This window comes from Streptomyces abyssomicinicus (assembly GCF_008974245.1).
Lineage (GTDB): Bacteria > Actinomycetota > Actinomycetes > Streptomycetales > Streptomycetaceae > Streptomyces > Streptomyces abyssomicinicus.
In genome coordinates, this window is sequence record NZ_BBZI01000011.1 from 50306 (window position 1) to 73751 (window position 23446).

Annotated in this window: 26 protein-coding genes and 1 pseudogene; 14 read left to right on the plus strand and 13 right to left on the minus strand. The window is 72.4% G+C overall.

The genetic code is table 11. The features are described from left to right. Positions 1-284: 284 nt before the first annotated feature. Positions 285-476 carry a hypothetical protein gene (locus tag GBN72_RS25520; protein ID WP_151774275.1) on the minus strand — a complete coding sequence of 64 codons (192 nt, stop codon included), beginning with the start codon at positions 474-476 and terminating at the stop codon, positions 285-287. A gap of 171 nt (positions 477-647) precedes the next feature. Here GBN72_RS25520 and GBN72_RS25525 point away from each other — a divergent pair, with 171 nt between their 5' ends. The 5 genes from GBN72_RS25525 to GBN72_RS25545 all read left to right on the plus strand — a co-directional run bounded on the left by GBN72_RS25525 (position 648) and on the right by GBN72_RS25545 (position 4126). Beyond that, on the plus strand, positions 648-1553 hold the full coding sequence (locus tag GBN72_RS25525; RefSeq protein WP_151774558.1) for a GntR family transcriptional regulator: 906 nt from the start codon (positions 648-650) through the stop codon (positions 1551-1553). Beyond that, positions 1553-2293 carry an HAD family hydrolase gene (locus GBN72_RS25530; protein ID WP_151774276.1) on the plus strand — a complete coding sequence of 247 codons (741 nt, stop codon included), beginning with the start codon at positions 1553-1555 and terminating at the stop codon, positions 2291-2293. The genes GBN72_RS25525 and GBN72_RS25530 overlap by 1 nt, the downstream gene beginning before the upstream one ends. A 43-nt stretch (positions 2294-2336) precedes the next feature. Further along, positions 2337-2783: a helix-turn-helix domain-containing protein gene (locus GBN72_RS25535; RefSeq protein ID WP_151774277.1), complete on the plus strand. Its 447-nt coding sequence runs from the start codon at positions 2337-2339 to the stop codon at positions 2781-2783. Between the two features lie 122 nt (positions 2784-2905). Continuing rightward, complete coding sequence (locus GBN72_RS25540; protein WP_151774278.1) at positions 2906-3508, plus strand: hypothetical protein; 603 nt, start codon at positions 2906-2908, stop codon at positions 3506-3508. 261 nt (positions 3509-3769) lie between these two features. Beyond that, positions 3770-4126: a DUF2516 family protein gene (locus GBN72_RS25545; protein WP_246212901.1), complete on the plus strand. Its 357-nt coding sequence runs from the start codon at positions 3770-3772 to the stop codon at positions 4124-4126. 38 nt (positions 4127-4164) lie between these two features. On the opposite strand, the gene GBN72_RS25550 is transcribed toward GBN72_RS25545, so the two are convergent. The 4 genes from GBN72_RS25550 to GBN72_RS36115 all read right to left on the minus strand — a co-directional run bounded on the left by GBN72_RS25550 (position 4165) and on the right by GBN72_RS36115 (position 9300). Further along, positions 4165-4959, minus strand: coding sequence for an endonuclease I family protein (locus GBN72_RS25550; RefSeq protein WP_151774279.1), 795 nt, complete (start codon positions 4957-4959; stop codon positions 4165-4167). A 469-nt stretch (positions 4960-5428) separates the two neighbouring features. Beyond that, on the minus strand, positions 5429-6955 hold the full coding sequence (locus GBN72_RS25555; protein WP_151774280.1) for a response regulator: 1527 nt from the start codon (positions 6953-6955) through the stop codon (positions 5429-5431). 433 nt (positions 6956-7388) lie between these two features. Continuing rightward, entirely contained in the window at positions 7389-8537 is a 1149-nt protein-coding gene (locus tag GBN72_RS25560; RefSeq protein WP_151774281.1) for a C40 family peptidase, read from the minus strand. 430 nt (positions 8538-8967) lie between these two features. Beyond that, the gene (locus tag GBN72_RS36115) at positions 8968-9300 is read right to left on the minus strand and encodes a GIY-YIG nuclease family protein (protein WP_369695906.1); all 333 of its coding nucleotides are present in this window, start codon (positions 9298-9300) and stop codon (positions 8968-8970) included. A gap of 505 nt (positions 9301-9805) precedes the next feature. On the opposite strand from GBN72_RS36115, the gene GBN72_RS25570 reads away from it, so the two are divergent. The 3 genes from GBN72_RS25570 (at position 9806) to GBN72_RS36120 (ending at position 11260) form a co-directional block, all read left to right on the plus strand. Further along, entirely contained in the window at positions 9806-9967 is a 162-nt protein-coding gene (locus tag GBN72_RS25570; protein ID WP_246212902.1) for a hypothetical protein, read from the plus strand. Between the two features lie 423 nt (positions 9968-10390). Further along, entirely contained in the window at positions 10391-10867 is a 477-nt protein-coding gene (locus GBN72_RS25575) for a hypothetical protein (RefSeq protein ID WP_246212903.1), read from the plus strand. Positions 10868-11029: 162 nt separating this feature from the next. Further along, entirely contained in the window at positions 11030-11260 is a 231-nt protein-coding gene (locus GBN72_RS36120) for a DUF5959 family protein (protein WP_369695907.1), read from the plus strand. Between the two features lie 93 nt (positions 11261-11353). On the opposite strand, the gene GBN72_RS25580 is transcribed toward GBN72_RS36120, so the two are convergent. After that, positions 11354-12115: a phosphoglyceromutase gene (locus tag GBN72_RS25580; RefSeq protein WP_151774283.1), complete on the minus strand. Its 762-nt coding sequence runs from the start codon at positions 12113-12115 to the stop codon at positions 11354-11356. A gap of 141 nt (positions 12116-12256) precedes the next feature. On the opposite strand from GBN72_RS25580, the gene GBN72_RS25585 reads away from it, so the two are divergent. Next, positions 12257-13546 carry an MDR family MFS transporter gene (locus tag GBN72_RS25585; protein WP_151774561.1) on the plus strand — a complete coding sequence of 430 codons (1290 nt, stop codon included), beginning with the start codon at positions 12257-12259 and terminating at the stop codon, positions 13544-13546. A gap of 144 nt (positions 13547-13690) precedes the next feature. On the opposite strand, the gene GBN72_RS25590 is transcribed toward GBN72_RS25585, so the two are convergent. Both GBN72_RS25590 and GBN72_RS25595 read right to left on the minus strand, forming a co-directional pair. Next, positions 13691-14203: a DUF2199 domain-containing protein gene (locus GBN72_RS25590; RefSeq protein ID WP_151774284.1), complete on the minus strand. Its 513-nt coding sequence runs from the start codon at positions 14201-14203 to the stop codon at positions 13691-13693. Beyond that, a complete protein-coding gene (locus GBN72_RS25595; protein WP_151774285.1) occupies positions 14200-14820 on the minus strand; it encodes a nucleotidyltransferase family protein in 621 nt (206 codons plus the stop codon). Before GBN72_RS25595 ends, GBN72_RS25590 begins: the two co-directional genes overlap by 4 nt. A 153-nt stretch (positions 14821-14973) precedes the next feature. Between GBN72_RS25595 and GBN72_RS25600 the strand changes: the two are divergent. Together GBN72_RS25600 and GBN72_RS25605 are read left to right on the plus strand one after the other, a co-directional pair. Next, positions 14974-15378: pseudogene (locus GBN72_RS25600) on the plus strand (GNAT family N-acetyltransferase); the annotation flags it as partial. A gap of 98 nt (positions 15379-15476) precedes the next feature. Next, a complete protein-coding gene (locus GBN72_RS25605) occupies positions 15477-16076 on the plus strand; it encodes an HD domain-containing protein (RefSeq protein WP_246212904.1) in 600 nt (199 codons plus the stop codon). A 41-nt stretch (positions 16077-16117) separates the two neighbouring features. On the opposite strand, the gene GBN72_RS25610 is transcribed toward GBN72_RS25605, so the two are convergent. Together GBN72_RS25610 and mshA are read right to left on the minus strand one after the other, a co-directional pair. After that, positions 16118-16603, minus strand: a complete 486-nt coding sequence (locus tag GBN72_RS25610) for a type III secretion system chaperone family protein (RefSeq protein ID WP_151774287.1) — start codon at positions 16601-16603, stop codon at positions 16118-16120. Further along, complete coding sequence (gene mshA, locus GBN72_RS25615; protein ID WP_151774288.1) at positions 16596-17942, minus strand: D-inositol-3-phosphate glycosyltransferase; 1347 nt, start codon at positions 17940-17942, stop codon at positions 16596-16598. Before mshA ends, GBN72_RS25610 begins: the two co-directional genes overlap by 8 nt. 258 nt (positions 17943-18200) lie before the next feature. Here mshA and GBN72_RS25620 point away from each other — a divergent pair, with 258 nt between their 5' ends. Beyond that, complete coding sequence (locus GBN72_RS25620) at positions 18201-19016, plus strand: class I SAM-dependent methyltransferase (RefSeq protein ID WP_174887200.1); 816 nt, start codon at positions 18201-18203, stop codon at positions 19014-19016. Between the two features lie 153 nt (positions 19017-19169). Here GBN72_RS25620 and GBN72_RS34305 read toward each other — a convergent pair whose 3' ends face one another. Further along, complete coding sequence (locus GBN72_RS34305) at positions 19170-19325, minus strand: hypothetical protein (RefSeq protein WP_164540881.1); 156 nt, start codon at positions 19323-19325, stop codon at positions 19170-19172. A gap of 215 nt (positions 19326-19540) precedes the next feature. Then, a complete protein-coding gene (gene phoU, locus GBN72_RS25625; protein WP_151774289.1) occupies positions 19541-20209 on the minus strand; it encodes a phosphate signaling complex protein PhoU in 669 nt (222 codons plus the stop codon). Between the two features lie 277 nt (positions 20210-20486). On the opposite strand from phoU, the gene phoR reads away from it, so the two are divergent. Both phoR and phoP read left to right on the plus strand, forming a co-directional pair. After that, the gene (phoR, locus tag GBN72_RS25630) at positions 20487-21827 is read left to right on the plus strand and encodes a two-component system sensor histidine kinase PhoR (RefSeq protein ID WP_151774290.1); all 1341 of its coding nucleotides are present in this window, start codon (positions 20487-20489) and stop codon (positions 21825-21827) included. Positions 21828-21832: 5 nt separating this feature from the next. Further along, on the plus strand, positions 21833-22504 hold the full coding sequence (gene phoP / locus GBN72_RS25635; RefSeq protein ID WP_501207498.1) for a two-component system response regulator PhoP: 672 nt from the start codon (positions 21833-21835) through the stop codon (positions 22502-22504). Positions 22505-22610: 106 nt separating this feature from the next. Here phoP and GBN72_RS25640 read toward each other — a convergent pair whose 3' ends face one another. Further along, positions 22611-23249 carry a copper chaperone PCu(A)C domain-containing protein gene (locus GBN72_RS25640; RefSeq protein WP_151774292.1) on the minus strand — a complete coding sequence of 213 codons (639 nt, stop codon included), beginning with the start codon at positions 23247-23249 and terminating at the stop codon, positions 22611-22613. Positions 23250-23446 lie beyond the last annotated feature (197 nt).

A 23446-nucleotide genomic window follows, 5' to 3' on the forward strand; every position in this document is an offset into this window, starting at 1 on the left:
TGGTGATGCGGTGGTCGGTGATCGATGAGTGGTGCCTGGTGCCTGGTGCCTGGTGCGGTGGTGCATCCGTAGCGTGCTCTTCAGTTGTGGTGGTGCGCTCCCGGCTCCCCTCCGGAGAGGAGCGCTGCCGTGTCTCACGGCCGTTGACGCCAACCGCCCGAGTCCGCGGCCAGGTTGGGCGAGTTGGCGACCAACTCATCTGTAGTTGTATCCATCTTGCTTGTCCGCTGAACCACCTTTTCGGCAACTCCCCATATTTGGCGTGAAGTTGTAGGCTTGGCGGGTCAGACGACGGGCGAGGTGACCGTCGCGGCGAGCACCACCGCACCGGCGGAGCTGCACGTCGGGCTGTTGGCCTTGTGGCCGACGGTCAGGAGCAGCAGGCCGACGAGTCCGGCCGTGCCGTACCTCATCTCGACGTACCGCTCGAGTGCCGCGACGGTGAGGGCTGCGGCGAGTGCGGCAAGGGCGGGCACGGATGCCTCCAGGGGTCTCGGGTCTCAGGGTGTCCGGTGCGTGGTTCTCTCCCGGTGGTGGACGTGCGGCCAACTCGGTCCAACTTTGCCAAGCGTCCAAGTTGGTTGAAGTTATGTCCAGTTGGTGGTTCGTGAAACCAACCTCCGTAATATGCACGGAAGTTGTACCGTTTGGTCGTGACTCAGGAGAACGTGGCGGTGACTGGCAACAGGAGACTCTCGTCCCATGAGATCGCCGAGGTGCTGCGCGACCGGATCCAGGCGGGGGAGCTCAAGGCGGGCGACCGTCTGCCCACCCAGGCCGAGCTCGCGGTGGAGTTCGGCGTGGAGCGCGGTGCCGTGCGTCAGGCGCTGCGTACCTTGCAGGAGCTCGGGCTGCTGACCAATGTGAGCAAGGGCAGCCCGCCGCGGATCGCGGAGCGGCGTCCCCCGTCGGGTGAGCCGCGCTCGGCCATGGTGGGGCTGGCGCCCCGGCTGGTGCAGGCGTTCCAGGAGCCGGCGGTGCGGATCGACGCGGTCTGCCTGACGGCCGAGACGCTGATGCTGGCGCTCGCCGAGCCGCTGCGGCTGGTCCACGAGGGCCGGGTCCGGCCGGAATCCATCGACGTGCGGATCCTGGTCCCCTCCCGGAACATCAACCTAGCCTTCCCGGTCCCGGTCGAGGGGCGCCGCAAGCGTGCCGACGGCGACCTCGAGCCGCCCGACCCGGTCCACGAGTGGTGGCTGGCGCAGCGCAACGCCCAGGGCCACGTCCTGCGCCACAACCTGCGGATGCTGCGGCACTCGCACGGCGTCGACGTCCGGGTGACCTTCCGGGCGCTGCCGTTCACCCCGCCGGTGAAGCTCTACCTGCTCAACGGCTCCGAGGCGCTGATGGCCTACTACATGATCACGCGGCGCGAGGAGACGGTCGGCGAGAGCGAGGCCGTGGAGGTTTTCGACGGGATGAGCGCGGAGTCCCTGCTCTTCTCCTTCGAGCGCGCCGGGGCGTCACGGGACGCGGCGTTCGTGGAACAGTCGCAGAAGTGGTTCGACGCCCTCTGGGAAACCATCACCAGCGACCTGACACTGTCGTGATGGCCCCTCATGTGATGACCGCCGAGGCGGACCGCCTCGTCTCCCGCGCCCGTGTCGTGCTCCTGGCCCTCGACGGCCCCCTCTGCCGGCTCTTCCCGCCGGGCGGGGAGGAACTGCGTCAGCTCGCCGACGACCTGTGCGGACTGGTCGCCCGGCGCGGCGGACCGGACGCCGCCGGACAGCTCCCGGACGCCCCACGGGCCGGCCGCGATCCCTACGCGGTGCTGGCCGCGGTGGCCGAGGGGGCGGACACGGCCCTCGCGACCGCTGTACGCGAGCGGGTGACCGCGGCCGAGCTGCAGGCCGTGCCGAGGGCCGTGCCCACGCCCTGGGCCGACCCGCTGGTGCGCACCTGGGCCTCGCTCGGCGTGCGCACCGCCGTGGTGACCCGGCACGCGGCCGAGGCGGCGAGCCGCTACGTGGCGGGGCGCGGCCTCACCGAGGCGCTGCCGAGGGTGTGCGGCCGGGGTACCGGGCGCCGTGACGAGTTCGGCTACACGCTGGCCGGGGCGCTCGCCTCCCTGGACGCCACGCGGGAGGAGGCCCTGTTCGTCGGGGAGACCCCCGCCCATCTCGCGGCGGCCCGCGCGGCCGGAGTGCCCTTCCTCGGGCACGCGCGGAGCGAGGTGAGGGAGCGGCAGCTGGTGGAAGCGGGCGCCCAACACCTGGTCGGATCGCTGAAGTTCGTGCTCGACGCACTCACCGGCACCGCCGGACGGACTCCCGTCACCCCTTGCTAACAGGGCGCTTGCAAAAGTTAGCGCGGGGTGGCACGGTGTGGTCATGGCATCGCTCAACGTCGGTGGTCTCGGGGAGTACCTGCGCGAGCAACGGCGCAACGCGCAGCTTTCGCTGCGTCAGCTCGCCGACGCCGCGGGGGTGTCGAACCCCTACCTGAGCCAGATCGAGCGCGGTCTGCGCAAGCCCAGCGCCGAGGTCCTCCAGCAGGTCGCCAAGGCGCTGAGGATCTCCGCCGAAACTCTCTACGTCCGGGCGGGCATTCTCGACGCCGAACGGGGCAGCGGCTTTGCGGACGACGGGAAGAGCGGTCCGGACACCCGGGCCGCCATCCTCGCCGACCCCGCGCTCACCGAGCGGCAGAAGCAGGCCCTGGTCCAGATCTACGACGCCTTCCGCCACGAGAGCGGCGTGGGCGGTCCCGGGGCCGGCGGACCGCGCCCGGCCGACGGCGGGAGCGAGCCGCCCGCACGGGCGGAGGCGGACGCGTGACCCTCGGCGGCGCGACCGCCGGCAGCGAGGCCGGCGGCAGCGTGACCTGCAGAAGTGTGACTCCGACAGCCTGACCCAGAAGCGTGACCCTCAGAAGTAAGCGATCCGGGAGGACCGTCCTCATGGCCATCACCGACGACCTGCGCAAGACCCTGAGCGACCCGACGCCCCTCTACTTCGCCGCCGGTACCGCCGATCTGGCCCTCCAGCAGGCCCGTAAGGTGCCCGCCCTGGTCGAGCAGATCCGGGCCGAGGCGCCGGCCCGCATCGAGGCCGTGAAGGCCGCCGACCCCAAGGCCGTCCAGGAGAAGGCCGTGGCCCGCGTCAAGGAGACCACCACGGTCGTCCAGACCAAGGTCAACGAGGTGGTCGCCGGCCTCGAGCCCGACCTGAAGAAGCTCGGCGAGACCGCGCAGGGCCTGGCGCTGCGCGGCGTGGGCCGGGCCCTGGAGTACGCGGTCAAGGCCCGCGAGACGTACGAGCGGGTCGCCGAGCACGGCGAGCAGGCGGTCCGCGTCTGGCGCGGCGACGCGGCGGACGGCATCGTCGACGCCGCGGCGGCGGTCGAGCCGCGGGCCTCCCGCCCGGCGGCGTCGGTCACCCCGGTGGCGGAGCCGCCCGCCGAGACGACCGCGGAGGCCTCCGCCGCGGGGAAGAAGGCCGCCCCCGCCAAGAAGGCGCCGGCGCGGCGCACCACGAAGAAGCCCACGCCGCCCGCCGAGTGAGCCGGTTCGCCACCGCCGCCACCGCCCTCGCCGCCATCGGCCCCGCCATCGCACCGTCACCGTCGGGCGGCGGTGGTGAGGGCCGGCGCCCGCGGGTGCCCGGTGCTTCGGCCGGGTAAGGGAGCACCGACAGGCCGGACAGGCATCGACGAGCACGGGCAACCGGGCAGGGCCACGGGCGCGGAGACGAGTACCGTGGCTGACAAGGGCTGACAGGACCTCCCCCAGGACCCCTCCCCGGGCCCGGGCGACCTGAGAGTGGTGGTGGACGTTGTGCTGATGCAGGGCTTCAGCAACCTGATGTATCTGCTGAACCTGGCGCTGATCGTCTTCAGCGGGTTCGCGCTGGTGGACGCGGCGATCCGCCGCGAGGACGGCTACCGCGCCGCCGACAAGCAGACCAAGCCGTTCTGGCTGATCATCCTGGGGCTCGCCTTCGTGGTGAACCTGATCTTCCCGATCCTGTCGTTCCTGCCGATCATCGGTCTGATCGCCACGATCGTGTACGTGGTCGACGTGCGACCCGCGTTGCGCAGCCTCCCCGGCGGCGGGCGCAAGCGCACGCGGGGCGGATCCAGCAGCGACGGCCCGTACGGCCCGTACAACGGCGGCCGCTGAGACCCGTACCGCCGTACCGCGGCGGCGGGTGGCGGGGCCTACCAGATCGCCTCGACCCACTCCGGGTGGTCGATGAACGGGTTGCGGTTGTGCTGGTACGAGTCGTAGATGACCTGGTTGCGGCGCTCCTCGAAGGCGTCCGGCGGGTCCTCGTCGTTCCACGCCTTGAGTACGGCGAGCTTCCCCATGTACGGGTTGCTCCCGTTGTTCACGCTGCTGTTGACCTCCAGGTCGGCCCAGCCGTCGCCGCCCTCGTAGCGGACCGCCATGTAGAAGATCATGCGGGCCACGTCGCCCTTGACGGCGTCGCGCGGCTCGAAGGAGTCGGAGTCGGTGAGACTGCCACCGCCGCCCGAGACGGTGCTGCCGCCGTTGTCGAAGTCCTTGTTGCCCCGGATGCTGTTGACCTGCACGTCCTCGGGGCGCAGGTGGTGCAGGTCGGTGCCGGGCCCGGTGGCCGTGCCGAAGTCGCCGTGCGACTTGGCCCAGACGTGTTCACGGTTCCAGTCACCGGTGTTGCCGCCGTTGAGCGACTTGCTGCGGGAGGCGCCCGAGTACAGCAGGATCACGTTGGAGCTGTTCGACGGGTCCTGGTCGGTGGCCATCAGCGCGTTCCACACGGCCGAGTACGAGATCTTCGTCTGGCTGCTGGTGATCGTGTGCAGCGAGGACTTGAGGCTCGTGCCCGTCTTCCCGACCGCGTTCTTGTAGTACGTCGAGTCGTAGTCCGTCGTGGTGGCCGTGGCCGGCGTCGCGGCCAGGGTGGGACCGGCGAGGAGGGTGGCGACGGCGAGGGCCAGCGCTCTGCGGTGGCGAGTGCGTATCGCGAGCATGCGGGGTGTCCGATCTACGCGTGTTGAGTGGACAGCTGGGAGCAGCTTGGCATGAGCATGCGGTCGCGTGGTGTCCTTCAGGTGCCGATTGGGTGACGGATTGCCTACGCGGCGTACGGGGCGGGGGGCCGCGTGCGGGGCGCGGCGGGTCCTCGCGCGGGAGGGGCGCGGCGGGCCGGGCGGGCCGGGTGGTTCCGGTGGTCCCGGTGGTCCCGGTGGTCTTGGCGGGCCGGCCGGCGGCACGCCGAGCAGGCCGTCCTGGAGGTGCTCCCCGAGCAGGACGAGACCGATCACGGACGCGGCCACCGGGTTGACCAGCGTGGTGACCGCCGGCGGTGCGCCGAGGCCGGAGCGGTAGGCCGTCTGCGCGATGAGCAGGCCAGGAGCCGTGGCCGCGGCCGGGGCCCGCGCAGGGGACGGGGCGGCCGGGGGCCGGGCGCCTCACCCGCGGCGGAGGCCGACGTCCCGGCTAGCCCCGTTCGAGCAGCAGCACGGCCACGTCGTCGGTGAGTTCGCCACCGTTGAGCGAGCGGACCTCCGCCAGCGTCTCGCGGAGCAGCGGCTCACCGCTCAGGCCCGCGGCCAGATGGTGGCGGACCAGGTCGGCCATGCCGTCCTCGCCCAGCCGCTCGCCCTGGCCGTTGCCGTCCCGGCCCTCGATCAGGCCGTCCGTGTACAGCATCAGGCTCCAGGCGTCGCCCAGCCACATCTCGGTGCGCGGCCAGCGGGCGTCCGGCAGCAGCCCCAGTGCCGGGCCGTTCTCCTCGTAGGGGAGCAGGTGCGCGCCCTCGCCCGGGCGGGAGATCAGCGGCGGCGGGTGGCCCGCCAGACACACCCCGGCGCTGCGTCCGTCGGGCGCGATGTCGACCTGGCAGAGGGTGGCGAAGGTCTCCTCGCTGTGCCGCTCGTGTTCCAGGACCTTCTGGAGGGTGGTGAGCAGGTCGTCACCGCTCAGCCCGGCCAGCGTCAGCGCGCGCCAGGCGATGCGGAGCTCGACGCCGAGCGCCGCCTCGTCGGGGCCGTGGCCGGCCACGTCGCCGATCATCACGTGCACCGCCCCGTCCGGGGTGCGCACCGTGTCGTAGAAGTCCCCGCCGAGCAGGGCCCGGGAGCGGCCGGGTCGGTAGCGGGCCGCGAAACGCAGCAGGGAGCCGTCCAGGATGGGTGTGGGCAGCAGACCGCGCTCCAGGCGGGCGTTCTCCTGGGCCCGCATCCGGGACTCGGTCAGCCGCCGCTCCGCCGTGTCGGACCGCTTGCGCTCCACGGCGTAGCGGATGGCGCGGCGCAGCAGCCGCCCGTCGAGCTCGTCGCGGACCAGGTAGTCCTGCGCGCCGACGCGCACCGCCTCGGGGCCACGCCGCTCGGCGTCGCCGGAACTGGTGAGGGCCAGGACGGCGTGCCGGGGCGCGATCCGCAGCACGTGCTTGAGCACGACCAGCTCGTCCTCGGCCGCGCCGTCCTCCGACGGGGCGGTCCGGCCGGGGGCGGGGAGGTCGAGATCGAGCAGGATGCAGTTCACGTCGTCGGTGAGGAGCCGCTCCGCCTCGGTGAGGTTGCGGGCGGTACGGACCCGTACGGGCCTGCCGTCGGAGGCGAGGAGTTCGGACACGACGGCGGAGCCGCCCGGGTCGGCCTCGATCAGCAGCAGCGTCAGCTGCGCCGGGGCGGGGGCCTTCTCGGCCACCGGGGCGCTGGACGCGGGGTTCTCCGGCGAGGGGTGCTCCTCGTGGTGCGGGTCGGCCTGGCGGACGTGGTCGTCGCGACAGGGGTCGTCGGGTCGGGTGCCGTGGTGGTGCGGGTCCTCGGGGAGGGCGTCGTCGCCCGCGGGCGGGACGGCGTGGGGGTTCGCCGGTGCCGCCGAGGTGACGGCCTCGGCCGTCTCCTGCGGGCGCGGAGCCTCCTCGGCGGGGGCGCCGTACGTCCAGGCGCCGAGGTCCGCCGCCGGATCGCTCTCCACGGACGGGACTGCCCGGGGCCGCGGTATGTGCATCGGCATGGGTTCGGTTTCCTTCCCTCCCCCCGAGACGGCGGGATCGAGAGGGTTCGACGCCCACCGAGTGGGGACCTTAGCGGCTCACAAGGGCACAACGGAATGCCGGACAGCCCTCGGGAAGGACTGCCCGGCAGTGTCAAATGCCGCGTTCAGGAGCGCTTTTGGACAGGACGGCGGCCTCGGCGGGGATGACGAACGTCACGCGTCGGAGGGGGCCGGAAGAGCGGCCGGGGTGGAATGGGTCACTCCGTCCACCGGTCACCGGAACGTCCCGCAGCGGTACTTCGGTCCCGGTTGCGGCCTCCGGTGCTCCCTGCTCCAGGGGACGGGACTTGGTCCTCCTCGACGGAGGCGTCCCGCGGCCCTTCCAGACGGAGGCGCCCCGCAGCCCTTCCAGACGTAGGCGTTCCGCAGTCCTCCTCGACGTCGGCGTTCCTCAGTCCTCCTCGACGTTCGGCCGGTGCGGGTCGGGGCGGACCACGCCCAGGATCGGCATGCTGCCCGCACCGGCCACGGTCACGGAGCGGCCGGGACGGGGCGCGTGGATCATCAGGCCGTCACCCACGTATATGGCGACGTGGGTGGCGTCGCTGTTGTAGATGATGAGGTCGCCCGGACGCATCTCCTGGACGGACATCCGGTGCAGTTGACGCCACTGCTCCTGCGAGGTGCGCGGGATCGGGTAACCGGCCTTGGCCCACGCCTGGGAGGTCAGGCCCGAGCAGTCGAAGGAGTCCGGCCCCTCGGCGCCCCACACGTACGGCTTGCCCAGCTGATCGGTCGCGTAGGCGATGGCGCGGCGGGCGGAGGCGGAGGTCGCGTCGTCGAGTCCGGCGAGGATGCCGGATCCGACCCAGGCGGCGTGGGACTGGCGGGCGGCCTCGGCCTCCATGGCGGCGAGCCGCTCCCGCTCCTCCTTCTGGAGGCGCGACTCCAGCTTCTCGGCCTCGGCGATCTGCTTCTCGATCTTCTCGCGGGCCTTGTCCTTGGTCCGGCGCTGCTCCTCCAGGTCCGCCCAGCGGGAGGAGGCGGCCTGCTCCAGCTTCTCCAGCTCGTCCCGGGTGGAGACGAGGTCGGCGAGCAGGCCCTTGGCGGCCTTCTCGCCCTCCTGGACGCGCCGGGCGCCGTCGAGGAAGTCCTCCGGGTCCTCGCTCAGCCAGAGCTTCGCCTCCGGTGGCAGTCCCGCGCTCCGGTACTGGGCGCGGGCGGCGGCCCCGGCCCGCTCGTACAGGTCGTCCACCCTGTCCTGGACGCCGGCGATCTTCCCGGTGAGTTCGTCGATCTCCTCGGACTGCTTCTTCGCCTTCTCCTCCGCCGCGTTGTACGCCTCGGTGGCGCGGGCGGCGTCCTTGTAGAGGGCGTCGAGCTTCTCGCGCACCGCCTCGAGTTCGGCGTTGGTCGCCGGCGTGGGGGCGGGCGGGGGAGCGGGGTCGGTGGGGGCGGTCACCGAGGATGGCGCGTGGGTGCCCGCGAACGCCGTGCCGGGCGCGCCGAGGGCGGTGATCGCGCAGACCAGCGCCACCGCCGTGGCGATCAGTCCGCGGCGGCTCGGGCCGCCTCTGCGTCTGTCTCTGCTCGCTGCCATGGGTCGCCTCCCACCTGCCTTACCGTCGGTAACGTCTGTTCTTCCGGGGGATGCTGCCATGCCTTGCGGGCAAAGCGACAGAGGTCGTGCCGGGCCGGTCCGAATCGGACGGGTCGGCAGCCACTCCGAGCGGCCCCCCGGCCACCCTCTCGCACGGCCACCTTTCCCGATGGGGACGCCGTGCGTGACGATCTCTCAGGTGGTGTGACGAACAGCGCAGAACGATCGTTCCCCGGGGAACGGGGTCGATCGGGTGACGTGTGTTCAGGGGCCGTGGGGCAGTGGGCCTGTGCGTCCGGTGGTCGTCGTCGGCCGTCATCCGCCCCTGTTGAGCGCGCCACGGACGGCCCGGAGGCGGTGCGGGCGACGGCCTGGAGGCGGCCCGGAGGCAGCCCGGAGACAGCCCGGACCGCGGCCCGCTCGGCGCGGCCTATGAGCTGATGGGCAACTTTCGTGCTCGCCCACGTGCTCGGGCCCGCAGCTCCTTCAGGCGGCCATGGAACGCGTTGTGGCGGTTCTGGTCGAGGTTCAGCGGGAGGTCGAGCTGGGAGACGAGCTGTGACTCCAGGTCCCATGGCTCGCTCCGCTCGATCCAGCACACCTGTGCGTGGTCCGCCATCCACCGGCTCGGTGTGGCTTCGCCGGACGAGGCCCAGGCTGTGGACGCCGCGCAAGGTACTCGGCACCGTTTCCGGACCGTCTCTCGACGGCTGGTGCGTGAGCGTCCGATTCGGATCCTCGGATTCGGCATCCGGTTCCACATTTCATATCCCAGGTTCCGAATCCAAGTCGGTCGGTGCGGTCGAATCGGTTCACCCAAAAGGGATTGCCCAAAAGAGATTGCCCAAATCGGGTTGGTAAAGCGGCTGGGGTTTCGCCGACGGGATCTGGCGGCTCTGCGGCCAATCGGGTCCCGCCGGCGTGCTGCGGTGCGGCGACGTGCGGGAAACGACGCGGTGCGGGGCGCCGGGCCGGTGTGGACCGGCACAGCCCGGTGCGGGACGACCTGAAGATTGGAAGTCGTTGGAAGAGCCAGGAAATGGTTGGAGTCTCTGCCTGTCCACGATCGTGGGCGAACTGTCTACGAAAGTGAACAGGGTGGCTTTCAGCTGCGCGTTTGTCCGTCGCGTGATGACTATGGGAAAGTTCCAGCGGCATGCGAATGCCGCCCGGGCAGGGGCGGCATTCGTCTCCGTGCCACGCCCAAGAAATCACGATGGCAAGTGAACTGAGCACAGCTGGAGGACCCCATGGTCCCACGCGTCGGCGTGACCGTTGACATCCACCTCCGCGATCTGCCGATCGCGCTGATTGGTACGGCCGGCGGCGCGCTCGCCCTCTGGGCCGACGCTCCCGCCGGGATCGCCATCCCTACGGCCCTACTGATCGTCTTCGACATCCGCGTCCGGCGCTGGTGTCGACGCGTCTGACGGCGAGAGGGCCGAGTCCCCCACCAGCGGAAGAACAGCTGACCGTCATTGGTCGCTGCTTGCCGGCGTTGAGCGGCCTCGGGCGGCCCAGAGGCGGCCCTGGCCTGGACGGTGGTGGTGAGGCAACCGACCCCCGTCGCACCCCGGGTCGCGGCCTCTGCCGTGCGGACGACCCTCACCGCCAGCAGGCTGCGCCTTCTGATCCGTAGCTCCGGAGAAACTGGTCAGCAGCATGCCATCAGCCCGTTTCCCGGCCTTGCCGGGGTACTGACGGCCAGGCGCGGTCGCCTTGGTTGCGGTACTTCGTCGCTGTACATCTGTGCTGGGCCAGAGCGGCTCCGGAGTCGACCGGCCGTCCCGGTCTGCGGGAACCGACTGCTCGTTCACCGCGTCGAGTCCAACTGGTACCGGAGGAAGGCGCATATGAGGACGCTGGTTGGTTCGCTCGGCAGTGGCCTGCTGGTTGTCGGGATCACCACGGGGGTGTGGTGGAGCTGGTCTCACGAGCCCTATGACCTGACCGACGCGCCCATGGTCGACGTGACGGTGCGCGCGGAAGGGTCCACGTACCCCGACGTGCGGGAGACGGCCGAGGACGTCGACACTCTCGTACGGGTCTACGTCCAGCGGCTCAAGGATGGAAACGCCAAGGGAATCGCCGAGCTGGCTGGGCCGGCTTACGAGCAGCCCGGCCCTACTGCGGCCAAGTACGTACGCGAGTACGGCCAGGCAGCGGGCGGTCCCGTCGAAGTCACCGTGCTGGAGGGAGTCGTTCCCTACTTCAACTCGGTGACGGTGGCGTACAAGCAAAGCGGTCAACGGCAGGAGCTGCTGCTGGTGAAGAATGACGGGCACTGGTGGATAGGCCTCGGCGACGGTGACCCTGCGGCGGGCATGTAGCGACCACCGCGGAAGACAACCTTTGAGGGTGCAGCCTCATCCTCATCAGGTCGGCCACAAGGGCCCAGGACATCCGTCAACCGGCTTCCTGCCTTGAGTGATCATCCGCGCTGAGGTCCGGAGCCGATCGCCACTGTGCGCGGTTGTTGGTGTCAGCCGCTGGTGTCGGTCGATCGACCCCCTTCCGAGGAACCGCAAAGTTTCCCCGCGGATGACCCATGGACTCGCGGATGGCACAGGTTCAAGCCCCAGGAGAGCGACGGGCTTTCGGTGTCCGTGCACGACGGGCCGGCGACCGGAATCACGGTCACCCTCCCGTTGTCCGTGCTGCCACCGACGTGGGTCGCCGATCAGCGCGACCTCCTCACCCGGTGCATACGAGTGGCGGCGTGACCGCCGGGCCTGACGGCCCGAAGGCGGCTCCGGGGTAGCGAAAAGCCCCCTGCCGGCGGAGAACCCGCGGGCAGGGGGCTCACGCGTGGGCGGTTACTTCTTCTTGCCCTGGTTCTTCACGGCCTCGATGGCGGCCTTGGCGGCCTCCGGGTCGAGGTAGGTGCCGTGCGCGACGACCGGCTTGAACTCGGCGTCGAGCTCGTAGGCGAGCGGGATGCCGGTGGGGATGTTGAGGCCGGCGATGTCGGCGTCGGAGATGCCGTCCAGGTGCTTCACCAGCGCGCGCAGCGAGTTGCCGTGGGCGGCGACCAGGACGGTGCGGCCGGTCAGCAGGTCGGGGACGATGCTGTCGTACCAGTACGGCATCATCCGGTGGACGACGTCCTTGAGGCACTCCGTCTGCGGGCGCAGCTCCGGCGGGATCGTGGCGTAGCGGGCGTCGTTGTACTGCGACCACTCGGCGTCCGCGTCGAGGACCGGCGGCGGGGTGTCGTAGGAGCGGCGCCACTGCATGAACTGCTCCTCGCCGAACTGCTCGAGGATCTCCGCCTTGTTCTTGCCCTGGAGGGCGCCGTAGTGGCGCTCGTTGAGGCGCCAGTTGCGGTGGACCGGGATCCAGTGCCGGTCGGCGGCGGTCAGGGAGAGCTGGGCGGTGCGGATGGCACGCTTCTGGAGGGACGTGTGCACGACGTCGGGGAGGAGCCCGGCGTCCTTCATCAGCTCGCCGCCGCGGATCGCCTCCTTCTCGCCCTTGTCGGTCAGGTCCACGTCCACCCAGCCGGTGAACAGGTTCTTGGCGTTCCACTCGCTCTCGCCGTGGCGGAGGAGGATCAGCTTGTACGGTGCGTCGGCCATGGCACCCAGCGTAATCGGAGGGGGGTGGGGGCCGCGCGCGCGTCCACAATGCGGTGGCTGCCGCGCGACGTGCGGGAGTAACATGCGCTGACCGCTTTTGCCGCTTACGGCTTGCACTACGGCTGCTCCATGGAGGCCACCTTGTCCCTCGTCTCGCCGAGACGTGCCCTCCGGGCGACCGTTTCCGGGCTCCCCAGGGAGTTCTGGTGGCTGTGGACCAGTTCCCTGGTCAACCGACTGGGAGCGTTCGTCGCCACCTTCATGGCGCTCTACCTGACCATGGAGCGGGGCTACTCCGCCTCCTACGCGGGCCTGGTGGCCGCGCTCCACGGACTCGGCGGCGTGATCTCGTCGGTGGCCGCCGGGGTGATGGCGGACCGGCTGGGCCGCCGCCCCACGATGCTGGTCGCCCAGCTCTCCACGGCGGCCTCGGTGGCGCTGCTCGGCTTCGTGCAGGATCCGGTGGCCATCGCGTGCGTCGCCTTCCTGGTGGGCATGGCCTCCAACGCCTCCCGGCCCGCGGTGCAGGCGATGATGGCGGACATCCTGCCGCCCGAGGACCGGGTGCGGGCGTTCTCGCTCAACTACTTCGCGGTCAACCTCGGCTTCGCGGTCTCCGCGGTGGGCGCCGGGTTCATCGCCGAGTTCAGCTACCGCGCCGGGTTCCTGATCGAGGCCGGGATGACGCTGGTCTGCGCGGTACTGGTCTTCGCGAAGATCCCCGAGTCGAAGCCCGCGGCGCCCGCCGGCGCGGCGGGCGGCGGCAAGGAGAGCGGCGCCGAGGTCAGGCTCGGCACGGTGCTGCGCGACGGGCGGTTCATGTCGCTGGTGGGGCTGTCGTTCCTGATCGCGCTGATCTTCCAGCAGGGGTACGTGGCGCTGCCGGTGGCCATGGGGCAGCACGGGTTCAGCCCGGCCGACTACGGCCTCGCCATCGCCGTCAACGGCGTGCTGATCGTCGCGGTGCAGGTCCCGGTCACGGGGCTGATCGCGCGCCGGGACCCGCGCCGGCTGCTGGTGGTCTCCGCGCTGCTGGCCGGGTACGGGTTCGGGCTGACCGCCTTCGCCGGCTCGGTGGGCGTGCTGGCGCTCACGGTGTGCGTGTGGACGATCGCCGAGATCCTCAACGCCCCCACCCAGTCCAGTCTGGTGGTGCGGCTCTCCCCGGCGGAGGGACGCGGGCGGTACCAGGGGATGTACACGATGTCCTGGTCGCTGGCGGCCCTGGTGGCGCCGCTCGTCTCCGGCGTGGTCATCGACGCGTACGGGGCGAACTGGCTGTGGGGCGGGTCCGCCGTGCTGGGCACGATCGCGGCCGTGGGGTACGCGATGGTCATGCGGAGCCTGCCGCCCGAGCCCGAGGTCGCCGTCTCGGGCGGCACGCGCAAGCCGGTGGCGGAGACGGAGCCGACCGGGGGCGTCACCGCCTGACGTCGGGCATGGCGTCACGGCCCGACAAGGGGCGTGGCCTCAGGGCCTGACGCGCGGCGGGACGGTGCGGGCGGCTGCCCTGCGGGCACGCCGCGGCCCGCGCCCGGGCTGTCCCGGGACCGGGTCGGACCGCACCGCGGCGACTCACCCCCCGTGCACGACCGCCTCGGCGATCTCCCGGACCCGCGCCAGGGTGATCCCCTCGCGCTGCTCCACCGCCAGCGGATGGTCCGTCGGCTCCAGTTCCACATAGGGCCGGCGGCCCACCTCACGGGTGTGGACGTTGGTGCGGAGATTGAGCGTGCTGGGGGAGTACAGCGGCAGCTCGGTGGTGAGCCAGCCGAAGTACGGCGGCTCCGACTCCCGCCCCGGCGTCTCCCACAGCTCGTCCGAGCGGCGGAAGTTCTGGGCGCTCAGGGAGACCCAGACGCCCCACTCGAACACCTGGCCGGTGTCGCGCACCGGAATCTCGATCAGGCCCTTCACGAGGAAGTGCTCGCCCTTGATCACGCACTGGTCGGGGGAGAGCACGCTGTCCTCGCGCTCGGCGTAGCGCGGGTCCCAGACGTCGGGCGCCTCGGTGGAGTAACCCATGGGGAGGCCTGCGTGGCGCTCGCCGCAGCGAGAGCAGACGAAGCCGGGTTCCTCTGGTGTCATGACCCGAGAGTAGTGGCCGCCTCCGACGGCCACGGCAGAACCGTCAGTCCGGGCCACTGCGCCCGCCACCGCGCGGTCTTGGCCTCGTACACCGCGCGCGGGGCGAGCACCGGGTTGGGGCGGACGACCAGGCCGAACACGTCGGACAGCCCGTGCGGCGCGTACACCCGCCATTGCCCGCCGGGTTCCAGGCGGACGCCGACGCAGCAGGTCGTGGCGGCGAAGCTGTCGATGGCGGCCTCCGTGCAGTCGTACGGGGCGCACGGCACGCCGAACCGGTCCTCGTACCAGAGGTGCACCCGCGCCTCGTTGCGGATCTCGACCTCGGCGGGCAGCCCCGCGAACACCTCGCGGCCGGCGCGGATCACGGCGTCCTCGGCCTCCCAGGAGAGATCGCCGCCGTCGAAGTAGAACAGGTCGTAGTCCTTGATCCCCGCCGTCGGCGGGCGGCCGGTCACCACGTTCCACACCGTCTGGAAGACGCAACCGGCCGTCAGGTACCAGTCGGGGAGCCGGAGTCCGGCGGCGCGTTCCAGCACCTCCACCAGGATCGTGTTCCGGGTCAGCACCTCTCGCAGACGGTCGGGCTGTTCGTCGGACGGAAGTCGTGTCGCCATCCCTGCCACCCTGCCATCCTGCCAGTGAGTCAGGAGGAGGACCGCATGCCGTATCTGCCCGGAACCGACAACACCGCGACCCGCGGCGCAACCCCCGCCGACGCCGACCCCCGCGTCCGGCTCAGGCCCGCCCGCCCCGGTGAGGCACCCGCGCTGAGCGGGCTGGCGCTGCGCTCCAAGGGCCACTGGGGCTACGACGACGCCTTCCTCGCCGCCTGCCGGGACGAACTCACCCTGCGCCCCGAGGACCTGGCACCCGGCACCGCGACGGTGGCCGAGGACGGCGCCGGGCGCGTCCTGGGTTTCGTCCTGGTCGACGGCGCCCCGCCGCGGGGCCGCCTCGACATGCTCTTCGTCGACCCGCCCGCCATCGGCTCCGGGCTGGGCCGCCGGCTCTTCGCCGCGGCCCTGTCCACCGCCCGCCGCCTCGGCATGAGCCGCCTCACCATCGACGCCGACCCGTACGCGGAGCCGTTCTACCGGGCGATGGGCGCCCAGGTCACCGGGACCGTCCCGTCCGGCTCCGTCCCGGGCAGGTCGCTGCCCCTGATGGCGGTCGACGTCCCACCGGCCGATCCACCGGCCGATCCACCGGTCGACGCACCGGCCGATCCACCGGTCGCCCCGCCCGCCGCGCCGCCCGTCGGAACGCTGCCGTGACGTCGTCCGCGAGCCTCCTGTGGCAGGCCCTGCACGGCCCCGCCGACCCGCCGCTGCGCCCCCTGCCGGACCGTGTCGTGAACCTCCTGACGGCCCTCCGCTGCCCGCCGCGGCTCGCGGCCCACCTGCGCGCCGTCCACGACGTGGCGCACCAGGTGACGGACTGGGCCGAGCGGCACCGTCCCGCCGTGGTCCTCGACCGGGAGGCGGTGCTCTTCGGCGCGGCCACGCACGACATCGGCAAGATCCTCCACCCCGGCGAGCTCTCCGGTCCCGGATCCGCCCACGAGCGCGCGGGGCGCGCGCTGTTGCTCGAGCACGGTGTCGAGCCCCCACTCGCCCGCTTCGCCGCCACCCACGCCTCGTGGACGGCACCGGGCGTCCGCCTGGAGGACCTGCTGGTGTCGCTCGCCGACAAGGCGTGGAAGGGCAGGCGCGTACCCGGCCTGGAGGACCTTGTCATCACCGGGCTGGCCGAGCTGAGCGGGCGGCCGGCCTGGGAGGAGTTCGCCGCCCTCGACGACCTGCTCACCCGCGTCGGGGAGGACGCGGACCGCCGCCTGGCGTTCCAGGCGTCGTTCCCGGTGCGCGGCTGACCGCAGCCCGCCGGGGAGGCCGAGCCCCGATCGGGTTCACGCTACTCGCGTTCGAGGAGGTGGGCGAAGGCGTCCAGGTTCCGGGTCGACTCGCCGCGGGAGACGCGCCAGGCGTACTCCTTGCGGATGGAGGACGCGAAACCCAGCTCCAGCAGCGTGTTGAAGGCGCCGTCGGCGGCCTCCAGGACCTGGCCGAGGAGGCGGTCGATCCCGTCGGCGGTGACCGAGGCCAGCGGCAGGCGGGCGGTGACGTACACGTCGCCGTGCGCGTCCACGGCGTAGGAGACGCCGTACAGCTTGAGGTTGCGCTCCAGGAGCCAGCGGTGGACGCCCGCCTCGTTCTCGTCCGGGTGGCGGATCACGAAGGCGTTCAGGGAGAGCGAGTGGCGGCCGGCGATCAGCGAGACCGTGGTGGAGAGCTTCCTGACGCCGGGGAGGGTGACGACGTAGTTGCCCGGCTCCGGGGACTCCCACTCCAGCTCCGCGTCCCGCAGGAACTCCTCGATCACCTCGCGCGCGTCAGCCATGGGCCGAGCGTACGCGACGGCGGTGGGCGTGCAGGGCGGCCGTGTAGACGTCGGTGGTCGCGCTGGCGGCACGGTCCCAGCCGAAGCCCTGGGCGTGCCGGGCGGCGTTCGCGCCGAGGCGGTCGGTCAGCGACGGGTCGTCGGCGAAGCGGCCCAGCACGTCCGCGTAGTCGGCGGGGTCGTGGCCGCGGACCAGACAACCGGTCTCGCCGTCCCGTACCGCCACCGGCAGGCCGCCCACCGCGGCCGCCAGCACCGGCGTGCCGGTGGCCTGCGCCTCGATGGCGACCAGGCCGAACGACTCGCTGTACGAGGGCATCACCAGCAGCGACGCCGCACGGAACCAGTCGGCCAGCCGGTCCTGCCCCACCGGCGGGTGGAATCGCACCACGTCACCGATACCCAGGCGCGCCGACAGCTTCTGCAGCCGCTCCGGCTTGGCCAGACCGCTTCCGCTGGGACCGCCGACCACCGGCACCACCAGGCGCGGGCGCAGCTCGGGCCGCCGCTCCAGCAGCACCGCCACCGCGCGCAGCAGCACGTCGGGGGCCTTGAGCGGCTGTATCCGTCCGGCGAAGAGGGGAATCAGGGCGTCCTGCGGGAGTCCCAGACGCGCCCGGGCGGCGGCCCGGCCGTCGGCCGGGCGGAAGCGGTCCAGGTTGACGCCGGGGTGCACGATCTCGACCTTCAGGGGGTCGGCCTCGTAGTGACGGACCAGGTCGGCGGCCTCGTCGGCGGTGTTGGCGATCAGCCGGTCGGCGGCGTCCACGATCTGCGTCTCGCCAATGACCCGCGCGGGCGGCTCGGGCGTGTCGCCCGCGGCGAGGGAGGCGTTCTTCACCTTGGCCATGGTGTGCATGGCGTGCACCAGCGGCACGCCCCAGCGCTGGGCCGCCAGCCAGCCGACGTGTCCGGAGAGCCAGTAGTGGGAGTGGACCAGGTCGTAGTGGCCAGGACGGTTCCCCGCCCACGCCTGCATCACGCCGTGGGTGAAGGCGCACAGCTGCGCCGGCAGGTCCTCCTTGGCCAGGCCCTCGTACGGCCCGGCGTCCACGTGGCGCACCAGCACACCCGGGGCAAGCTCCACGGCCGGCGGGAGGGAGGCGGAGGTGGCACGGGTGAAGATCTCCACCTCGACGCCCTGCGCGGCGAGGCGGCGGGCCAGCTCCACGATGTAGACGTTCATGCCGCCCGCGTCGCCCGTACCGGGCTGGTGCAGCGGCGAGGTGTGGACGGACAGCATGGCGACCCGGCGCGGACGGCGCGGTGCGCCCGGCAGCCGCAGCCTGGCCGGCGACGCCGAGGAGAGACGCCCGAGCCTGGTGACGTACTGGCTCACGTGGCAGTCCTCCATGGGTGTCGGGTGGGGTCGGACGGGGTAGGCGTCGGTGCCGTTCGGGCGGGTGGGCGGTCAGGCCCCCTCCACGGCGGAAACACCGGCGGGGCGCGTGCAATTTCGACTTTGCCAAAACGTTACGCCGCGTGGCGGCGGCGTTGCCCGCGCGTGAACGGCCGGCGACGGCCCCGACCGGGGCTTCCGTACCCCCGGAACGGGGCTTCCGTACCCCCCGACCGGGGCTTCCGTACCCTCGTAGGCATGACGCCCCGCGCAGCGACCCGCCCCGTGGGAACGGTGACGCGCGGGACGACCAACCCCAACCGGCTCCGCCGCATGGACCGCTGGATCGCCGCCACGCACGGTGCCGAGCTGCGCCGCGCGGCGGAACCGGTCGCCGTCGACCTGGGCTACGGGGCGGCGCCCTGGACCGCCGTCGAACTGCTCGGCCGGCTGCGGACCGCCGCGCCGCGGACCCGGGTCGTCGGCATCGAGATCGACCCGGCACGGGTCGCCGCCGCCCGGCCGTACGAGCGGGAGGGGCTGGAGTTCCGGCACGGCGGCTTCGAGGTGCCGCTGCCGGCCCGACCGCACCTGATCAGGGCCGCCAACGTGCTGCGCCAGTACGACGAGGAGCGGGTCGCCGAGGTGTGGGCGGGGCTGTGCGCCCGCCTCGCACCGGCCGACGGCCCCGGTTCGCGGGGCGGACTGCTGGTGGAGGGCACCTGCGACGAGATCGGGCGGCGCCACGTCTGGGTCGCCCTGGGCCCCGAGGGCCCGCGCACGGTCACCTTCGCGACCCGGCTCGGCTCCCTGGACCGCCCGTCCGACCTCGCCGAACGGCTGCCCAAGGCGCTGATCCACCGGAATGTGCCGGGCGAGCCGGTCCACTTCTTCCTGCGCGACTTCGACCGCGCCTGGGCGGCGGCCGCGCCCTACGCCTCCTACGGCGCGCGCCAGCGGTGGATCCGGACGGTGCGCGACCTCGCGGCGGTCTGGCCGGTGACGGACGGGCCGTCCCGGTGGCGTCAGGGCGAGGTCACGGTGGCGTGGAGCGCGCTGGCGCCGGGCGGCTGAGCACCTCCGTCGGCTGAGAGCACCTCCCGGGGCGCGCGATGACGCTCCGGCCCGAGCGCTCACGGACGCCGGGCACACGGATGCCCGGGCGGGCACACGGACGCCGGGCGCGCGCCGTCGCGCGCCCGGCGGTGTTGGTGGTGCGGTGTGTGGTCAGCCGCACTGACAGGGGGCGCCGGACTGGCAGCCGCAGCCGCAGCCGGAGCCGCAGCCGCAGGCCGCGAGCAGTGGCAGCGCCCGCGGTGCCGGCGCCTCCTCGGTGTCGGCGGCGCGGGTGGGGTCCTCGTCCGTGCGGGGGGCCTCGGGCATCTCGGTCCATCCCTCCAGGGGCGTCCTACAGGAGCGTGCAACGGTGCTCCTCCATTGCACCGGCCCCGGCCACGGCGCATCAACGGCGCACGGTGGCGCCGGCCCGGCCCTGCCCGGCCCGGCCCTGCCCGGAGAACCGGGAGGCCGGGCCCCTCACCCCGCCACCCCGGCTCCCCGGGGGCCGCCGCTACGCGCCGGGGCCCCGAACGCCGCCGCTACGCGCCGCCCTCGGCCGCGAAGTCCCCGGCGTGCTCACCGGTCACCAGGAACACCACCCGCCGCGCCGCGGAGACGGCGTGGTCGGCGAACCGTTCGTAGTACCGGCCGAGGAGCGTCACGTCCACGGCGGTCTCGATCCCGTGCTCCCACTTGTCGTCCATCAGGTGCTGGAAGAGCGTGCGGTGCAGGGTGTCCATCGCGTCGTCGTCCTGCTCCAGCTGGAGCGCGAGCCGGACGTCCTTGGTGGCCAGCACCTGGGCCGTCTTGGCCATCAGCCGCTGGGCGAGCTGCCCCATCTCCAGCACGGTGGCGTGCAGGTCGGAGGGGACGGCCTTGTCCGGGTAGCGCAGCCGGGCCAGCTTGGCCACGTGCTTGGCGAGGTCCCCGGACCGCTCCAGGTCGGCGGAGATCCTGAGCGAGGTCACCACCGTCCGCAGGTCGGTGGCCACCGGCTGCTGGCGGGCCAGCAGGGCGATGGCCCTGGCCTCCAGGTCGTGCTGGGTCTCGTCGACGCCCCGGTCCGCATCGATCACCCGCTCCGCGAGCGAGAGGTCGGCGTCCAGGATCGCCGTGGTGGCCCGGCCCATCGCCGAGCCGACGGTGCGGGCCATCTCCACCAGGTCGTCGGTGATCGAATCCAGCTCCTCGTGGTACGCGTCGCGCATCCGTGTTCCCCTTTTTCCGATGACGGACGGTCCCGGGCGGATCCCGGGGAAGGCTCCCCGAGCGGGCCGATCATGAACGTGATTCCACGTGCGGTCCGTCCTACCCGCCCCTCGCGGCCTGAAGCCCCCGAAAGCGCGGCCGGCCCGCCCTGCCCGCCCCGTGGCGGGCCGCCGGGGTGAACCGACACGGGCCGGAAGGTGAACTCTGGGCGACCAGTGCGCCAGGTCTCCCCCAGAGGGCTGGGGAGTACCCCCTCACCCCGCCTAACCTGGAGTCATGGACGTGGACGCGGCGGTCGCCGCAGCGGCGGCGATCGCCGGTGTGCTCACCGGTGTGATCGCCATGCTGGCGTTCCGCTGGAGCGAGAGCGACCTGGAACGCCCCTCGAGGGCCTCGGCGCACGCGGAGTCCGCCCTGCCCCGCGGGGTGGACACCGTGCTGTCGGTGCTCCGCTCCTCGGCCGTGGTGCTGGACGAGGCGGACGCCGTCGTGAAGGCCAGCTCGGCCGCGTACGCCCTGGGCCTGGTCCGCGGCGGGCGGCTGTCCGTCGAGCCGATGCTGCAGATGGCCCGGGACACCCGGCGGGACGGCGAGATACGCCAGGTGGAGCTGGAACTGCCCCGACGGGGAGCGGGCCGCGCCGAACCGCTCGCGGTCTCGGCCCGGGTCGCCCCGCTCGGATCACGCCTGGTGATGCTGCTGGTCGAGGACCTGACCGAGGCCCGCCGCATCGAGGCGGTCCGGCGCGACTTCGTCGCCAACGTGTCCCACGAGCTGAAGACGCCCGTGGGAGCGCTCTCCCTGCTGTCGGAGGCCGTGATGGACGCCTCCGACGACCCGGAGGCGGTGGAGCGGTTCGCCGGCCGGATGCAGATCGAGGCCACCCGCCTCACCAATCTGGTGCAGGAACTCATCGACCTCTCCAGGATCCAGAACGACGACCCCCTGGAGTACGCCGAGCCGGTCAAGGTCGAGGTGCTGGTCGCCGAGGCGATGGACCGCTGCCGGCAGCAGGCCGGCTCCAAGAACATCACCATGGCGGCGGCCGGCGCCGAGGGGCTGTACGTCTGGGGCAACCGCGGCCAGCTGGTCGGCGCCCTGGGCAACCTCGTCGAGAACGCCGTCAACTACTCGCCCGCGCAGACCAAGGTCGGCATCGCTGCCCGCCGGGTCGCCGGGCCGGGCGGCGAGATGGTCGAGATCGCCGTCACCGACCAGGGCATCGGGATCTCCGACCGTGACCGGGACCGCATCTTCGAGCGCTTCTACCGGGTCGACCCGGCCCGCTCCCGGGCCACCGGCGGCACCGGCCTGGGCCTCGCCATCGTCAAGCACGTGGTGGCCTCGCACGGCGGCGAGGTCACCGTCTGGAGCACCGAGGGCCAGGGCTCCACCTTCACCATCAGGCTTCCCGAGGCCCGCTCGGCGCGTGGGCGCCAGGGCTCCGCGAACGCCGGCGGCTCGACCGCCGTCTCAGCGGACGCCGGCGGCCCGACCGCCGTCTCCGAGGACTCCGGCGGTCCGACCGCCGCGTCCGCCACGTCCCCCGCCGTCGGGTCCACCGCCGTGCCCGCCGTCCAGCCAGATCCGCTTCCCGCTCCGGAGGTCCGCCCGTGACCCGTGTGCTCGTCGTCGAGGACGAGGAGTCCTTCTCCGACGTACTGTCGTACATGCTTCGCAAGGAGGGCTTCGAGGTCGCCGTCGCGGCGACCGGCCCCGACGGCCTCGAGGAGTTCGAGCGCAACGGAGCCGACCTGGTCCTGCTCGACCTGATGCTGCCCGGGCTGCCGGGCACCGAGGTCTGCCGCCAGCTGCGCAACCGCTCCAACGTGCCGGTGATCATGGTCACCGCCAAGGACAGCGAGATCGACAAGGTGGTCGGTCTGGAAATAGGCGCCGACGACTACGTCACCAAGCCGTTCTCCTCCCGGGAACTGGTCGCCCGGATCCGCGCCGTGCTGCGGCGGCGCGGCGAGCCCGAGGAGACGACGCCCACCGCCCTGGAGGCGGGCCCGGTCCGGATGGACGTGGACCGGCACGTGGTCACCGTGGACGGCGCCAAGGTGGACCTGCCGCTCAAGGAGTTCGACCTGCTGGAGATGCTGCTGCGCAACGCCGGCCGGGTGCTGACCCGCATGCAGCTGATCGACCGGGTGTGGGGCGCCGACTACGTGGGCGACACCAAGACGCTGGACGTCCACGTGAAGCGGCTCCGGGCCAAGATCGAGCCCGACCCGGGAGCCCCGCGCTACCTGGTCACCGTCCGGGGGCTGGGCTACAAGTTCGAACCGTAGGCCGGCGGACGCACACACACGGAAGGGGCGGCTCCGCGCGGAGCCGCCCCTTCCGTGTGTGCTGGTGTGTCCTGCGCGCCTCCCGGCGCGCCGGGCCCCTGCCGTCTCAGTGGCCGGCGTCGGACCCGGTCTCCGCGGACTCGTCCTCGGTGTCCTCCTCGGGGGACGCGGCGGCGCCCGACGGCTCGCCGGAGGGGTCCACCGACGGCTTGGCGGTCGGCGACGCGGTGCCGGGAACGGCCCCGGGACCCCAGTCGGCGAAGTGGTGCTCGGCGGGCAGCACCAGGACGTCGAGGGAGACGGCGCCGGTCTCGCTGAAGGTGAAGGTCATCCGCTGGTTGTCGCCGTCACGCACGGCCTCGCGGCCGACGGGCAGCGTCGCGGTGGCGTTGTCCTCGCCGCCGATCACCACACGGCCACCGGCCGGGACCGTCACCGAGGTGCCCTCGACGGGCTCCAGCTCCACGGTGGGACCGCCCTCCAGCGTGATGGACTCCAGCGTCTGGTCGGTGGACCCGTCGTTGAAGACGGTCGCCATGACGCTGGCCGGTCCGGTGGCCTGGGGGTCCTCCTGCGTCAGGATGGCGACGTTCTGGACCTTGATGTCGCCGACCGCGACGTCCGACAGGTCCGGCTTGATCTGGAGGGTCTCGGCGTTGTTGCCGGCGCCGCAGGCGGCGAGCGAGGCGATCGAGAACGCGATGGCGGCGGCGGCGAGGGCGCCGCGTCGAAGGCTGCTGCTCACGGCGGCGGCATCTCCTTGAACGTGGGCGGAGCGGGAGGGCGCGGGCGCCGCTCCCCTGGGTTCGTATGGCGCCCCAAGATTACCGAGCCTCTTCTTCCCCACCGCACCCGACCCACCCTCTGCGCACCACGCGTGCACACGGCGTGAACCCGCGGATCGCGGGCACAGGAACTTCACGGGTCCGCTTGACGTTCGTC